This is a genomic window from Aliiglaciecola sp. 2_MG-2023, from assembly GCF_030548145.1.
Lineage (GTDB): Bacteria > Pseudomonadota > Gammaproteobacteria > Enterobacterales > Alteromonadaceae > Aliiglaciecola > Aliiglaciecola lipolytica_A.
This window is the reverse complement of the sequence record NZ_JAUORY010000006.1, coordinates 152,948-167,708: the sequence shown is the minus strand read 5'-3', so window position 1 is coordinate 167,708 and position 14,761 is coordinate 152,948. Positions and strand designations below refer to the sequence as shown.

Below are 14,761 nucleotides of genomic sequence, written 5' to 3'. Positions count from 1 at the left end.
GATATTTGATATGAAGTTGAACCGAAGACGATTTCTCCAATCCACTGCCACATTGGCTGGAGCCGCGATGTTTCCGCCGCTTTCATGGGGAAATGGAAAAACCGATGTTATAATCATTGGAGCAGGTTTATCAGGTTTGAATTCTGCCCATTTGTTAGAGCAAGCGGGACTATCCGTTACTGTTTTAGAAGGCCGGGATAGAATTGGTGGTCGCTTATTCACCTTAGATGATGTGCCGGGCAAACCAGAGGCTGGTGGTCAAACAATTGGTTCTAATTATGGACGTACTTTATACACGGCTTTGCGTCTAGGCGTTCCATTAAATCAAGTCGACTTTATGTTAGGCAACGAGCCTATAAGACAAACTTTCTTTGTCAAAGGTCAAAGAGTCTTGCCAACTGATTGGCCAACCTCAAAATATAATCCTTTTCCCGAAAAGTACCGTTCATTACCGCCAGATAGAGCGTTGTTAACTGTATTGGGAAGACCGCCTTTAAGTTCTCCTGATGATTGGCTCAAAAAAGCTAATTTTGGATTGGATGTTCCGGTGGCTAACCTATTAGCTGAAAAAGGTTTTTCTCCCGAAGCCATTGATATTATCGGACGCACTAATAACTACGGCCGTACCTTAGAAGATACTTCATTACTATTTCAACATCGGACTAACAGATTACTGTATCAATCAATGCAAACTCCCGGTGGTGTGAGAATGGTTGCAAATGGCAATCAGCGTTTACCTGAAGCTATGGCGAAAGCAATTAAAGCTCCAGTTTTAAAGAATAAAGTGGTTACATCGATTGTTCAAAAAGGCAATAAAATGCATGTGACTTGTGCCGATGGCTCCCAACATCAAGCAAGTTATGTGATTAGCTCTTTACCGTTTTCTACATTGCGAGACGTATCTATTCCTGGTCTACCAGCCCTGCAAAATGAAGCAATTAATAAGCTTGTTTACAGTCAGGTGTATCAAGCCTATTTCGAAGTTGAAAAACCGTTCTGGGAAGGCTCAGGCATATTACCAAATGTATGGGCTGACACTGTCATTGAGCGTGTTATGGCAACCGACCCTAGTCAGGTGGGGCGTATCACCAACCTTACGGTTTGGATAAATGGTCAATCCGTTGAGGCCTTAGACAAAATGTCGATTTCCGAAGCCAGCGCATTAATCCAAAAAGAATTTTACAGAGCATTACCTGAGGCAAAAGGATCAGTGCGGTTCGTTAAAGTGAATTCTTGGCAGCAACAGCCTATGTCAAAAGGTTCTTTTGCCGTTTGGCATCCTGGTCAGGTTAGTCGTTATAGCGAATCTATGGCTAAACCGGCTGGCAACCTCCACTTTGCAGGCGAGCATACTGCTCAGTGGTCATCAGGTATGGAAGGTGCGCTTGAATCAAGTGAGCGCGTCACGCAGGAGATTTTATCTCGTTTGGTATAAACCAATTTCGATTTTTAGAAAATAATGAATACCGAATGAGTAAATGTTGGAGTTTGATATGCAGATAAAATTTAAAGTCATCCTAGTGTTATTGATTGCGTTAGTCCCCTCTTTAGACGCCTTAGCTGGTGATGTCGAAGCTGGAAAAAAGCTCGCAATTAAAGATGGGTGTGTTGGTTGTCATGGCAGTGCTGGTATTAGTTATGGCCCTATTTGGCCGAATTTAGCAGGTCAGCACGGTCCATATATAGAAAATCAACTAAAACTTTTTCGTAGTGGTGAACGTAAAGATCCGATGATGAACTTGTTAGCAAAGCCGTTAAATGACAAAGAAATAACGGATCTAGCAGCGTACTTTGCATCACTTTAGTTTATTACTTGATTTTATCAGTTTGGTCATTTGATGCTTAACAGACTTTTATTTGTCTAACTCGATTGGAACAAGTGTGCGTCATCTTAAAGTTGGGTCAATTTACAATAAATTTTCAATCACGGCATTTGCTTTGATACCAATATATTTAAACATTAGACATGTGGAAGAAAAATTATGTCATCGAATTTACTGAATACATTTCAACAGAATGAACATCCAATGCTGGTTGTTGGTGATGCCGACGATCGTGCTCGTCAAGAGTTTGTGAAAAGTTTAAAGGGGTATATCCAGCAAGACATATTACCTTTGGTACAAAATACCTATCAAACTCGCGCTATCGCAAAGTTTAACAAAACCCATAAGCGTGATCCTCAAGATTTCAAAGAAGCAAGACAAGCTTTCTCCGATGACCCCATTTTTAAAACCTATTTAAGCGTGAATCGCTCCAGTCAAGAATTACAGTGGTTTTCAGTAATTGATGGCATTGAACAGAGAATGGATGACTTAGAAGAGAAAGCGAAAAATTTACCCAAAGCGGGCGGTTCGTTAAAAATTGATGAAGGTTTCGTTGTTCCTAAATATATTTCTGAATTGGATATTCATTGTATGCCTGGGGGATATTGTGGACCTAAAGATGTAAGCAAGTTATATAGTGGCGCACTGTATGACAGAGGCGTTTATATTTACGCCCTAGGTTATATGGGCCCAAACAATGACGACATGGGAAGGTCGGTTTGTAACTATATAAAGCGTAATTATCCAGACTTTAACCCCACAAGTATTTTGGATATGGGCTGCACAATTGGTCACTCAACATTACCTTTTGCTGAATTATTTCCAGAGGCTGAAGTACACGCTATTGATGTATCTGAAGCCTGTGTCACCTACGGCCATTACCGTGCTGAAGGGTTAGGATTGCCGGTTCATTTTAAGCTTGCTAATGCTGAAAAAACCGATTATCCAGATGAGAGTTTTGACTTGATTGTCTCTCACATTTTACTGCATGAAACTTCCAAAAATGCCATGCCTAAGATATTCAAAGAATGTATGCGTTTGCTTAAGCCTGGTGGAATTATGATCCACGCTGATTTACCGCCATTTGATGATATGGACGTTTACACTCAACTTATCTTAGATAACGAAACTTGGTACAACAACGAGCCGTTTTGGACGGCTATGCGAAATACCGATCAAATTGCTACAGCAGTTGAAGCTGGATTTAAGCGAGAAGACATTAAGTTTGATACAGCACCAATGGCTATTATGGAATTAATGGCGCAAAGTGAGTCCTATTCTGAAGAAAAAGCGCAGGAGCTGGCGGATCGAGAGTTTACGGCTGGAGAGTATGCACCTGGTGGTGGTTGGGAAGTGTTGATAGCGCAAAAAGCTGTCTAACGTTAACTCTACACACGACCCAATAATAAAGTCTAAAAGGTGAAAACATGAATCAAAATAAAATTATTAAAGGCAAACGCCCAAATTTTTACGCAGCTCCAGAATCTGACTATTTAATGCATATGGTGATGGTTCTTGCACAAGAACTTTCAGCTACAAGAGATCGTCTTGATACCTTGGAAAAGCTAGCCATAGAAAAGAACCAGATTAGTGCTGATGATGTTGAGAAATACACGCCAGATCAAGCCACACTTGAACAGCGTGAAGCTAGGCGTCAGGTGTTCCTAGGTAATCTTTTCAGTGTTATGAATCAAGAATCTGCTGAACTAAAAGCCAGAGATAGTAAAAGTCGATTTGATCAAGTTATTGATGATATCGCTAGTGGCAAGATTGATTAACTCAAAATCATTTAGGTGAGTAAATATCCAATCTGTTCTGCCGCTGAGGCGATTAAACCTTACGGCGAGGGCAGGTCAGTATTGTGTGAAGCAAGGCACTTAAGTAACAAATAACCAGATCAATGCTTGAAAGCGTGATCAGAACTTCACTCTAGATTATGAAGTTTGTTGGCAGAAGCGACTTAATTATTAAATGCGGAGATAAATATGCAAAGTGATAAGAAAGACAATGAAATCGAAGAGAGTAATTCTCGTCGAGAATTTTTAAGCAAAACAGCAAAGAATCTTATTGGCGCTGGTGTAGCAACTGCTGGTCTTGGTTTGGCCGTTGGCAGAGCTCAAGCCATTACTATAGATCCGAGTGTAAAAGCTAAATTGCCCAAAGATAGTGATACCCTTAAATATAGCGACAACTATTGGAACCGTGACGCCTTGGCGCGAATCATGGGTGATATGGACTTCGGTAAAGAGAAGTTTGGTTGGTATCGCGGTACGGTTATTGGTGTTAGAAAAGGTGAAAAAAATCGCGAACTATGTGGTTTTGAAGGTTTCTCTTTTGCAAGACTGAAAGACACTGGAACTGGCGTATATGAAAAATTACTCCGTGAAGTTGGTTTTTATACCGATTTAAAAACTGGTGAAGTCTTAGAAGAGTGGGAAAATCCATATACTGATGAAACGGTTAAAGTGGTGCATATCGCCAATGACCCGTTCAACTTTAAAATTGGCCCCTTCTATCCAAAACCACCTTCATACGGCGGTTTGAATAAAAAAGTTGAGATGCCTGACATTCCAATGATTTTACCTTGGACTGAAGTAGGCGATGATAAAGTCATGCTGCAAAATAGTACGCATTTGTTTTATAAAAATGCACTACAACCAGACAAATGGCCACGTGAATCATCAGGTGAAATGAATCGCGTTTCTGAGATGTTCACATATGTATTTGATAAAGAAGACTTAGCAGATCCTAAAGTAACCAGTTTACTGTTTTCTGGTAGTTGGAACCGAATTACCCCATGGTTACCGTGGATGTTGATGGGTCAGGCAGAAGGTCATGCTTATTATAATTGTATCATGGGCTGTTATGACAACATGGATATGGTTTCTCCAAAGGTCTTGGCCTATGCGAAAAAACACTATCCTAAGTACTTTTCAGCTCCAACCAAATGGGTAGAGCCTAGCTGGTCTAGTTTAGAGCATTACGCTAACGAACAAACCCCAGCACCTGTTAAAAAATCTTAAAGTAAAAAAGCGCCAAGTTAATTTCGATTAGCTTGGCGCTACTCTTCACAACTATATCGTGGTTAACGATACCTTGTTCAAATGGCTGTCAGCAACAACCATTCCTAATGTAGAACTATTGTGCATTTTCTTTATAGCCATCTAAATCCATCGTCATTTGATATTGGAAAATAGACGGGTTATATCGGCAATACAGAATGTCGACGAGTTTGTCATTGCTATCATAAGAACGACGCTCAAGTACTAACAATGGACTTCCTTCACGAATATTGAGCTCCCTAGCAACTTCGGGACTAGCCACCTCAGCACTAATTATCTGATCAATACGTGAAATATCGATACCGATTTGTCTGAGTAATTCGATCCGTGTGTGATTGTTTAATGCCTCTGCATTAAAGGTACTCGCTGGCGTCAAAGTCCAGCTTATGTAGTATGCATAAGGTACTTTTTCGTCTTCTGTTAACCTAACACGAAGCAAGCGACAGGCTGTTTCACCATCTTTTAAATCAAGCGCTTCACGAATATCAGCTGGTGGTACAGTTTGTGAAATTTCGATGGTTCGAGATAGCGTATGTCGACCCATGGTTTCGATATTTTCGAGTAACCCCACTAACGGAGATTTGGCTGGTTTAGGTTTATATTTATAGGTAACCGAAGTGCCACGTCCACGACGACGTTCCACTAATTTTTCTGCAGCTAACTCATCCATGGCGCGCTTTACAGTTATTCTAGACAATTTAAAAGCTTCACCCAGCTCTTGCTCTGTGGGTAATTGAGCCCCGTAACTGATGGTGCCATCGACGATTTGGTCTTTCAATAAACTGTACAACTTGTGATACAGGGGAGTAGGTCCATTCCATTCTAAGCCAATGTGTTGGCTATACTGTTTAAGTGTTTTAATAATAGTTAACTTAGACAAATTTCTTTCCTTAAGCTGTCGTGTATTTTAAACGGTGTTTAACTCACAAAAGAATTATACGTAAGTCATTATACCTTTTCATTTGGTCGTTGCATATTAAACAATCATCTGATCGTTAATCTCTTTAAAATTAATGCTTTAGCAAAAAATGCTTATATTCGTTTAGTATTTCTTTATTGTTTTTTATTACAATTTGTCGAAAAATTAGATTTAATTCTTCGTTTATTGACAATTATCATTTTAATACCCATCGACTGAACGCTATTATCCAATTACTGTATGAATACGGGCTTTCACAGAAAACATTTTTACGATAGACCTGCGTTAAAGATTTACCCTAAATTATCGGTCAATACTCAAGAGTGACGATAATTCGACGTTTCGACACATTGAATTTGCGAGAGCATATTCAGTTAGCCTGCATTTTTGCAAACAGACCATATCAACAGTCAACAGATTAATCGAACGGTTATTTCATTGAAGCGAATTCGCTTTATTAAACTTTGAATACAAATAACGGTTCTTTGTAAAGCAATTGAGGACGAACCAATGACATTAAATAGGCAACTTTGTTTGAGTCGAAATATTCGTCAGGGTGAAGCAGTCACTTCTGAACTATTTGAGATCAAAGAAACACCGATTCCAGAGCCGGGTGAAGGTGAATTTTTGGTGAAAACCTCTGCATTGGGTTTTTCTCCGGCGCAACGAGCTTATCTAATGGGTGAAGAGAGCCGCTTTCATGAGCCAATCGAGATAGGCGATGTCATGCGAGGACGTGGTGTCGGCGAAATATTAGTGTCTAAAAACAAAGACTATAAAGTCGGTGATGTTGTAGCTTGCTCTACAGGGTGGCAAGACTATTCGGTTCAAAGCGGCGATATCGGTGAATTGTTAGTTAAAACCTTACAAAAAGTCGATAACCCACAACAACCCCAGTATCTTCATTTAGGTATCTTAGGCTCATCCGCATTTTCTGCCTATTTTGGTTTGCTAGATATTGGTAAACCTCAAAAAGGGGAGACGGTTGTAGTTTCTTCTGCAGCTGGTGGTGTTGGTTCAATCGTTTGCCAAATTGCTAAAATTAAAGGCTGCAAAGTTGTTGGTATCGCTGGCGGCAAAGATAAGTGCCAATGGCTAAAAGAGTTTGTTGGTGTTGACGAAACGATAGATTATAAAAATGACGATATTGACGCTAAATTTAAACAATATTGTCCAACAGGCATAGATGTTTATTTTGATAATGTCGGTGGCGATATTCTCGACCTTGCACTAAAAAATATTGCGCTAAAAGGTCGAGCCGTAATTTGTGGAATGATTTCTACCGAATATCAAGAGCCGCCATTGCCAGGTCCTCGTTATTATTACAACGTGATTTACAAAAGAGCGCGGATGGAAGGCTTTTTTGTATGGGACTACTTTAATCAATTCCCTGCGGCCGAAAAGGAACTCATTGACTGGTACAAATCTGGTCAACTCAAACCAACAGAAGATGTTTTTAAAGGGTTGGAATCTGCCCCTGATGCTCTGCAATCGATGTTTGATGGTAGAAGCTGTGGCATCAAAATCGTTGACTTCTAAATTTACGTTGTTTCGCTAATATTGTAATGAATTAGTGGAACAAAATTACTAAAGGACTGAAGTAATTGTAGCCCTTTAAAACTATAATTTTAACTATAACTAATTGGAGAAATCATGAGACCTCATGTAGAAATGATCGACGAAAAGGACTTGATTTGGCATCCTTCAGAATTAAAAGGTGCTACCGAAGGCGAAGCTAGACAACGCAACCTTTCTTATGACGAAGAAGATGGTTCAGTATCAGCCAAGATTTTGTTCGACACCTACTGGGCTCGTCCCGCTGGTGTTCATGTGGCACAAACCGAATGGTATGTCCTCGGTGGTGAAGTGAAAATTGGTGATGAAGTTCTTATCGAAGGTGGCTACTGGTGTACTCCTCCTGGTGTATTGTGTCCGGCAATTGAAGTTAAACCAGGTACAGAAATTTTGTACTTCCGCGAATTTGGTACTTGGGAATTTGAAGAAGCCAGTGCAGATAAAGAAGGCGTTCGCGAAGACCAAAAACTAGTTGTTAAGCACAGTAATTTGATGGATTGGGTTCCTGTTGAAATTGGTAGCCCTATGGATTTCTCTGCTGGTGGTACACCGGTACCAGGTTTGTTCATTAAATTATTGTTCCGTGATGAAAAAACCGACTTTTATACCCGTTTAATTAAAGCTAAGCCAGATTGGGTTGAGCATCCATTGGCTCATCACCCAGTATATGAAGAAGCCTATACTCTTCAGGGAACATTTGAATTCAACTTCGGTGAACAGTGGCCAGGTGTTTACTTCTTCCGTCCTCCGTTGATTCGTCATGGTGACTTTAAAGCGGGTCCTGAAGGCGCTACTTGGTTACTACGTTGTGATGGTCGTTTGGTTGATTGGTATACTGATAATGCGAAAATGGAAATGCACGGTGACCCTGTAAACTGGGGGCCAGATTATCCTGGAACGCAAGATCCTGCGCCATTGCAGCCAGTACGTTCTAAGTCTCTAGGTCCAATGAAAGACCCGTATTACTCTTAATTGGTAATCGCCTAACAAGCTGATATTAATTATTATCAGCGTTGGATAAAACCTCAGTTGTATTTTCATCAATACCTCTGAGGTTTTTTGTTTGTGACGCTGAATTAGTTATGCCCACAAAGGTGGGCCGGAATAGTCAGTAGGGCTATTTATAGCCCTGTCGATAGTTGAGGGATAATTAGTGGTTCAGAAAAGCCCGAAACTTTTTACCCATTTGTTGCGGATTTTCAAAAGTGCTAAGGGCTCCCGCATTACTAATGGTGGTTATTTCACACTGTTTAATGCGCTCTAAGGCTTTTTCAAGCTCTTGTTCAGAGTAAAATAAATCGTTTTCTGCCCCGAATACCAACGTAGGGCATTCAATGCGGCTCATCCAATCTTCTTTTTCCATCCACTCTAAGACACAATGATGTATATCGTAGGGGCGCAATCGTCCAGCCTGGCCAATTATAAAGGGCTTATAACGGGTTTCTAATGAACTTGTAGGTGCGAGCATTTGATAGCGTTTCCAAGCGTCGGCAATGAACTGTCCTTCTGAATCCATAGGAATTTCTCGGCTCAAAGGCTTCTTTTTCAATGCTTCGATAAACGCGTGAATTTGTTCCTTAGATGCCAGCATTTCGCAGGAAATGATTAACTTAGACACCTTATTTGGATATCGAGTGGCAATTGAGGTGGCAAGGGCAGCACCTGAATGATTGCCAACTAACATTACCGACTCAAATCCGAGTTTTTCGATAAACTGTACGGTTACATCGGTAAAATCCTCTATTTGCATCGGATAATCTGGATCATAAGATTGACCGTGTCCAGGCATATCTGGTGCAATTATCATAAAGTCCTTGGCAAGTAGTGGGATGATGTCATCCCACTCAGCGCTGCTCATTGGCGATTGATGCAATAAGAAAACAGGCTGTCCTTGACCAGCCACAACAAAGTGAATTTGGCCGTTGGGTAAATCAATATAGTGTCTTTTCACTGCTGTCATGACCTACCCCTTCTATTCTGAAACTTTGACTATAACTTTACCGATATTTTTACCGTTCATTAGTCGACAGAAAGCGTCGGGCGCATTTTCAATGCCTGTAGTAATCTCTTCAAACAACACTAATCGTTTATCGTCGATGTATGATTGACATTCTTTGATGAACTCGGCTCGTTGTCCTTCAAAATCATAAACCACAAAGCCATATACAGTAGCCCGGCTTTTTATCCACATTGCTGGCATAGGGCCACCAGAACGCTCGGTTTTATTCACTTCAGACATGATGCCACACAGAATAACCCGAGCGCCTATGGCCAATTGGGTTGAAACGATATTTAATGTTTCACCACCCACTAAATCTAAATAAATATCTACACCGTCAGGGCAGTACTCTTTCAATTTCTCTGCGACATTTTCATTTTTGCGGTCAATACAAGCATCGTAGCCCAGTTTTTCAACGGCCAAGCGGCATTTTTCTTCGCCGCCGGCGATGCCGATAACTTTGCATCCGTATATTTTGGCAAGCTGAGCGGCTGTAGAACCTACTCCACCAGTTGCTGCCGGAATAACTACTGTGTCACCTTGTTTGGGGGCACCTTTAAGAATTAAAGCAGCGTAAGCTGTTAAACCTGTAGAACCTAAAGCAGATAAATAAGCAGAATAAGACGAGGCATCTGCAGGCAATTTAGTGAGCGCTTTAGCCGGTAAAACTGCGTATTGCTGCCAGCCTCCAAAACCTCGTACGATATCACCCTTTTTAAACTCATTAGATTTGCTATCGATGACACGTGCTACTGTTTCACCGTTCATCATTGTTCCTGGCAATACCGAACCGGAAATATGTAATCCTGATATTTGACTGCGCATATAAGGGTCTAACGACAAATACATAATCTGGCACAGCACCTCATCGTTTTGCAAATTAGCTACTTCAGCTGTCGCTAATTTAAAATCAGATGGTTTTGGCACGCCTACAGGCGTTTCACTTAATTGAACGATTGTATTGATCATGTTTTCTCTTCTTATCAGCAAATATGCAGTCAACTTCGACTGACAATGTAATTTGATATTAGTTTAGTTTGTTTAGCTGCAAGGTACTTTGATAATTGTCATATAAGACATCTGTCATCGATAATCATTGATGGCCCTCGAATTTGAAATGTATTTATAGCTGTTTTTGGGTTTTCTTTAGCAATTTTGATTTTTGTTAAGGACGGTACAAATTCTCACTGTATTGTAAACTCAGCTTAAAAGAGGAGTTAACAAATGGGTATCGTAGAACTTTCCGTTCTAAAATGGGCACATATTATTGCAATGGTTTACTGGTTAGGTGGTGAGTGGGGGGTATTCCAAATCTCGTTTAACGTCGTTAATAGAAAGTTATCTATGGACGAAAGGAAACGACATTTAGAAACCGCATATCGCATAGATATACTCGCTAGAACAGGCATTTTATTATTATTTCCCCTTGGTTTCCACATGGGAAATATCTGGGGAATACAGCCCTATGGTGGTTGGGCACTGGTAGCAGTTTGGTCTGTTTTTTCGCTTTGGTTGGCACTTTGTTGGACGGCTTTTTTCTTCCGCGAAACGGATCGTGGTGTGATGCTGACAAAAATAGACGAAAAGCTACGTTATATATTTATTCCTGTAATCGCTATCTGTGCTATTTCTTCTCTATCAGGAAACGGTCCTTTTATTGCGGTAGAAGGAATGCGATGGTTCTCAGTAAAGATTTTATTGTTTTCTGTTTTGCTATGTATTGGTTTGTACCTAAGATTTGTTATGCGCCAATGGACAACTATTTTCAGACAACTAGCTGAAAAACAAGATGACGCTTTAGAAGCTGAACTTGAGGACTCGATTCGAATCTCTCGCTATTTAGCATATCTATATTGGATCATTATTGCTGGTGTAGGCTTCTTGGGAGCGACTAAACCTTTCTAAGGTATGTCACTTCAGATAGTCAGAAGGCTTTAACATTTTATGTTAAAGCCTTTTTTAATGCCTGCTATTCATCCACTAAGGTGCGCCAATAGTAAGTGCTGGTTGATGCTTTATTGCCATTTACAAGCTAGGAGGTATACAGCTACTTACTGGGTTTCTAACCATGTTGCTTTATATTTTCCTTGCTCATCGGTTGTCACCACAACACCGGTGTTGTAGCGCTGGCGTAATAACTTTTGTTGTTTTTCTATCTCAGCGTGTTGAATTCGAACTGCCGAAAATACAGAAACGCCCCGCAATGGCCCGAGTTCATATATTTTATCTTCTGGATTAAGTCCTAAATTAACCACAATACGCGTATTGGGATTGGGTAAAGAGATTAGCATTTGGTAAGCGAGTTGCTTAGTTGATTTATTGGTTGAGGTAAAAAGAGCACTATTTTGCGTAACCGGTTGTATTTTGTCTTCTGTTCCAGCTCTATAGGCATTGAGAGGGGAGAAGACCACACTGCCAGGTGCTTGCAGATTATTGACAGAATGGGCTTTGCTAATTTGCACCAGTTGTACACCCATTGATTCGGGTATTTCGAGCCCAACGGCGCTACCTGGAAAATAACCAGGTGGGTAGAATTTCCTTTCCGTTATACTGGCCTCTGTTGCATTCACATCAATAGAGAAGATAGTGCCGTAGTGTTTTATCTTAGTATTAAATTTACCATCCATGTAGGTATTTTCACTAAGCCAATGGCCCTGTTGGACAGTCCAAAATGGCACAGATTTTAAATCTTCTGCATAGCTAGTGATTGCCGTACCAAGCAACATAGTGCCAGCCAATATTTTACAAACTAGTATGGGGGCTAAAGATTTAGTCGTTTTATGCAATAAGCGCATAGTTGGGGGCAGAGTTAGTAACATAATTAAGCCAATGAGTGTGTTAAGTGATGCAATAAAAAAAGGCGCCTAGATTAGGCGCCCTCGAATAACCAATTACAAATTAAAATGCGTAAGCGACTTTAACGCCAACTTCTCTTGGCATGATAGGGTCAACTACCGCACCTTGTGAAGTGAAGAAGTTAGGGATAGCACTGAAGTCAGTGTTTCGACGTCCAGTTGCCCAACCATCCTCGTCTGTGCAGTTTTTACAGTACAGTTCTACATCGATACCACTTTCATGTTGGAATCCCAAAGAGAGACTCAATAGTGAGTATGAATCAATTGTGGTCAAATTGAGCTCGTCAGTATAGGTTTTACCTCTGTAGGTTAAATCTGCACGTGCAGAATAATCCCACTCGCTATTTAACGTATCTTTCCAGCTAACACCTATTGCACCACTGTGTTTTGGTGAACGAGGGAGCGTGTTGCCAGCAGTTTCGAGGAAAGTACCGTATGGCAAGCCTAATACACTACGGAACGAGTTACTGTAGTAACTATCGTATTCAGATTCTGTATAACCATAAGCAAATTGAACATTTAGGTTTTGGCTAACCTGCCAACGACCTTCAGCTTCGATACCTTGCTGTGTACTTGAACCTTCCATTGTTGGGTTTAAGAAATAAGGGGTTCCCGTACTTGCACCAAAAAATGTATATAAACCAGAAGACTTCATTCCTTCCCATTCTTGATAAAATGCGACTAATGAGTACCACACGCTGCCATCTAATACAGCCTGTTTTAAGCCTAGCTCATAACTGGCTAAACTTTCTTCACCTGTGGTCTTTTGTACATTCGGGTTTTCTGCTAGGAATGCTGCCGCGTCGTCTTGGTCTATAGAGTCAAGTTGCGCATTATACGAACCAGGCAATAGCGCTTCTGAATAAGTAAGGAATACATTGGTATCAGCATTTGGTTTGTATTGAAGGCTCACTCGAGGTAAAAAAGCGTCGTAGTCTTGTTCAACTGCATCAGTTAACGTTGCTTCGCTTACACCACCACGGGTAATTGAGGTGTCTTCTTGATAGCGACCTTCAAATACTGCTGTAAATTCGTCAGTAAAATCATATTCAATGGCACCAAAAACGCCCGTAGAAGCAATGTTGGTAGCATCAAGTGAGCTTGAACCATAACCAAATTCTAGACCACCAAACAAACCGTTAAATACATTCCAACCGCCGTCAACGTCGCCCATTTGGTCAATTTCTGATTTACTTACACCTACCATCCAACGCAACTTGCCTGCATTATCGAATGTGAAACGCGCTTCGGTTGACCAAGACTCTAATTCTAACCAAGTTGCCGTTATCCAAGCTTCACTGTCTGTTTGGTCGCTATCACGAATTTGCGTGGTATCTCTTTTATTGTAGCCAGCTAATATTGACAAGGTATAGTCATCTGAGATTAGATATTCAGCATCTAATGAAAAGACCACTAACTCAGCAGCTAGGCCAATTTTATTAAGGCTTGGAGTATCGCCTGAGTCGGGGCGTTGGTTTAGTAAATCTAAGGTATTGTAAGTGCCGTCGGCAAGTATTTGGTCAAACATTGGTTGCCCTGCAACTACAAGGTCGTAAAACGTTGCGTTGTTGCTCACATCTATTGTTGGTAGGGAACCAGTAAGCCAAGGCTGGGTAAAGGTAACATCCTGAATGCCGTTGTTGGTTGGAATAGTAATTCCATCACCAGCTGAAATATTGTTATAAATAGAGAAAGGCACAAATGTACCACTTGTCGCGCCATCATCATCTTCGGAATAGGCAAAGCGTGTTTTTATACTTAAGTCATCAGTTGGTGTAAATGACACTATTAACGAAACACCTGTGGTTTTTTCTTCTCCAAGTTCACCGCCATCATTGGCTGTAAAAGGGGCCCCTTGTTTACGAGAAAATGCAGTTAGGCGAGCATTTAAATTTTCAATAACTTCACCTTCCACATAACCTTCTAGCTCTTGGCTACCAAATGTAGGACTGTAGTTAACCGAAACGCCACCATTAAAATCACTAGTTGGGGTGACTGTAGTGTAATTAATTGCACCACCAAAAGTACCACGGCCAAAATAGACTGGTTGTGGCCCACGGATTACCTCTACCTGTGCGATATCACTAAATGAAACTGAACTTGCACCGCCGAGCATGGCAACACCGTCTACCAAGAAACCACCTGTTTGTGTGGTCGGTGTGGTAATAGCGATATCCATTCCTCTAAAGCGAATACCTGGATTATATCTACCTGGTTGGGAGTTACCCACGTTTTGGAAATCCAAATTAGGGGCAAAATTAGCTAAGGTCTCTAAGTCTGCAATTCCTTTCTCTTTTAAATCTGCACTAGTAAATGCTTGGATTGAAAGAGGTACTTCTATAATGGATTCATCTGTTTTACGCGCACTAACCGTAATTCTTTCCAGTGAATTACTGTTAACCTCAGTTTCTGCGCCAGCATCTTGAGCGTGTACCAGCGTTGTAGCAATTGGAGATAACGCGAATGCGGTTCCCGCAATATACACGTATTTGCGTAATTTAGAGTTGATCATAACCATTCCTTTTTTA

At 40.8% G+C, this 14,761-nt stretch carries 13 protein-coding genes; 8 read left to right on the top strand and 5 right to left on the bottom strand.

Features of this window, described 5'->3' with window-relative positions; translation table 11 throughout:
• Nucleotides 1-10: 10 nt before the first annotated feature.
• The 5 genes from Q4567_RS08465 (at nucleotide 11) to Q4567_RS08445 (ending at nucleotide 4,846) form a co-directional block, all read left to right on the top strand.
• Nucleotides 11-1,435: an NAD(P)/FAD-dependent oxidoreductase gene (locus tag Q4567_RS08465; protein WP_216049324.1), complete on the top strand. Its 1,425-nt coding sequence runs from the start codon at nucleotides 11-13 to the stop codon at nucleotides 1,433-1,435.
• Nucleotides 1,436-1,493: 58 nt separating this feature from the next.
• Nucleotides 1,494-1,805, top strand: a complete 312-nt coding sequence (locus Q4567_RS08460; RefSeq protein WP_303500077.1) for a cytochrome c — start codon at nucleotides 1,494-1,496, stop codon at nucleotides 1,803-1,805.
• Between the two features lie 177 nt (nucleotides 1,806-1,982).
• Complete coding sequence (locus Q4567_RS08455; RefSeq protein WP_303500075.1) at nucleotides 1,983-3,203, top strand: class I SAM-dependent methyltransferase; 1,221 nt, start codon at nucleotides 1,983-1,985, stop codon at nucleotides 3,201-3,203.
• Nucleotides 3,204-3,250: 47 nt separating this feature from the next.
• Complete coding sequence (locus Q4567_RS08450; RefSeq protein WP_216049321.1) at nucleotides 3,251-3,601, top strand: hypothetical protein; 351 nt, start codon at nucleotides 3,251-3,253, stop codon at nucleotides 3,599-3,601.
• Nucleotides 3,602-3,808: 207 nt separating this feature from the next.
• On the top strand, nucleotides 3,809-4,846 hold the full coding sequence (locus Q4567_RS08445) for a DUF1838 family protein (protein WP_216049320.1): 1,038 nt from the start codon (nucleotides 3,809-3,811) through the stop codon (nucleotides 4,844-4,846).
• A gap of 115 nt (nucleotides 4,847-4,961) precedes the next feature.
• On the opposite strand, the gene Q4567_RS08440 is transcribed toward Q4567_RS08445, so the two are convergent.
• Nucleotides 4,962-5,765 (bottom strand): GntR family transcriptional regulator, encoded by an 804-nt coding sequence (locus tag Q4567_RS08440; RefSeq protein ID WP_252729301.1) that lies wholly within the window; start codon nucleotides 5,763-5,765, stop codon nucleotides 4,962-4,964.
• 549 nt (nucleotides 5,766-6,314) lie between these two features.
• On the opposite strand from Q4567_RS08440, the gene Q4567_RS08435 reads away from it, so the two are divergent.
• Nucleotides 6,315-7,343, top strand: a complete 1,029-nt coding sequence (locus tag Q4567_RS08435) for an NADP-dependent oxidoreductase (protein WP_216049319.1) — start codon at nucleotides 6,315-6,317, stop codon at nucleotides 7,341-7,343.
• A gap of 114 nt (nucleotides 7,344-7,457) precedes the next feature.
• Nucleotides 7,458-8,351, top strand: coding sequence for a DUF4437 domain-containing protein (locus Q4567_RS08430; protein WP_216049318.1), 894 nt, complete (start codon nucleotides 7,458-7,460; stop codon nucleotides 8,349-8,351).
• Nucleotides 8,352-8,529: 178 nt separating this feature from the next.
• Here Q4567_RS08430 and Q4567_RS08425 read toward each other — a convergent pair whose 3' ends face one another.
• Together Q4567_RS08425 and Q4567_RS08420 are read right to left on the bottom strand one after the other, a co-directional pair.
• Nucleotides 8,530-9,339: an alpha/beta fold hydrolase gene (locus Q4567_RS08425; protein ID WP_216049317.1), complete on the bottom strand. Its 810-nt coding sequence runs from the start codon at nucleotides 9,337-9,339 to the stop codon at nucleotides 8,530-8,532.
• Between the two features lie 12 nt (nucleotides 9,340-9,351).
• The gene (locus tag Q4567_RS08420) at nucleotides 9,352-10,347 is read right to left on the bottom strand and encodes an NADP-dependent oxidoreductase (RefSeq protein ID WP_216049316.1); all 996 of its coding nucleotides are present in this window, start codon (nucleotides 10,345-10,347) and stop codon (nucleotides 9,352-9,354) included.
• Between the two features lie 255 nt (nucleotides 10,348-10,602).
• On the opposite strand from Q4567_RS08420, the gene Q4567_RS08415 reads away from it, so the two are divergent.
• Nucleotides 10,603-11,283 (top strand): hypothetical protein, encoded by a 681-nt coding sequence (locus tag Q4567_RS08415; RefSeq protein WP_303500072.1) that lies wholly within the window; start codon nucleotides 10,603-10,605, stop codon nucleotides 11,281-11,283.
• A gap of 146 nt (nucleotides 11,284-11,429) precedes the next feature.
• On the opposite strand, the gene Q4567_RS08410 is transcribed toward Q4567_RS08415, so the two are convergent.
• Both Q4567_RS08410 and Q4567_RS08405 read right to left on the bottom strand, forming a co-directional pair.
• The gene (locus Q4567_RS08410; protein ID WP_303500071.1) at nucleotides 11,430-12,197 is read right to left on the bottom strand and encodes a hypothetical protein; all 768 of its coding nucleotides are present in this window, start codon (nucleotides 12,195-12,197) and stop codon (nucleotides 11,430-11,432) included.
• A gap of 79 nt (nucleotides 12,198-12,276) precedes the next feature.
• Nucleotides 12,277-14,745 (bottom strand): TonB-dependent receptor, encoded by a 2,469-nt coding sequence (locus Q4567_RS08405; RefSeq protein WP_303500070.1) that lies wholly within the window; start codon nucleotides 14,743-14,745, stop codon nucleotides 12,277-12,279.
• Nucleotides 14,746-14,761 lie beyond the last annotated feature (16 nt).

What these genes read in the sequence shown, in the direction of transcription:
- Q4567_RS08465 (WP_216049324.1), top strand. Translation starts at nt 11, where the DNA reads ATGAAGTTGAACCGAAGACGATTTCTCCAATCCACTGCCACATTGGCT.
- Q4567_RS08460 (WP_303500077.1), top strand. Translation starts at nt 1,494, where the DNA reads ATGCAGATAAAATTTAAAGTCATCCTAGTGTTATTGATTGCGTTAGTC.
- Q4567_RS08455 (WP_303500075.1), top strand. Translation starts at nt 1,983, where the DNA reads ATGTCATCGAATTTACTGAATACATTTCAACAGAATGAACATCCAATG.
- Q4567_RS08450 (WP_216049321.1), top strand. Translation starts at nt 3,251, where the DNA reads ATGAATCAAAATAAAATTATTAAAGGCAAACGCCCAAATTTTTACGCA.
- Q4567_RS08445 (WP_216049320.1), top strand. Translation starts at nt 3,809, where the DNA reads ATGCAAAGTGATAAGAAAGACAATGAAATCGAAGAGAGTAATTCTCGT.
- Q4567_RS08435 (WP_216049319.1), top strand. Translation starts at nt 6,315, where the DNA reads ATGACATTAAATAGGCAACTTTGTTTGAGTCGAAATATTCGTCAGGGT.
- Q4567_RS08430 (WP_216049318.1), top strand. Translation starts at nt 7,458, where the DNA reads ATGAGACCTCATGTAGAAATGATCGACGAAAAGGACTTGATTTGGCAT.
- Q4567_RS08425 (WP_216049317.1), bottom strand. Translation starts at nt 9,339, where the DNA reads ATGACAGCAGTGAAAAGACACTATATTGATTTACCCAACGGCCAAATT.
- Q4567_RS08420 (WP_216049316.1), bottom strand. Translation starts at nt 10,347, where the DNA reads ATGATCAATACAATCGTTCAATTAAGTGAAACGCCTGTAGGCGTGCCA.
- Q4567_RS08415 (WP_303500072.1), top strand. Translation starts at nt 10,603, where the DNA reads ATGGGTATCGTAGAACTTTCCGTTCTAAAATGGGCACATATTATTGCA.
- Q4567_RS08410 (WP_303500071.1), bottom strand. Translation starts at nt 12,197, where the DNA reads ATGTTACTAACTCTGCCCCCAACTATGCGCTTATTGCATAAAACGACT.
- Q4567_RS08405 (WP_303500070.1), bottom strand. Translation starts at nt 14,745, where the DNA reads ATGATCAACTCTAAATTACGCAAATACGTGTATATTGCGGGAACCGCA.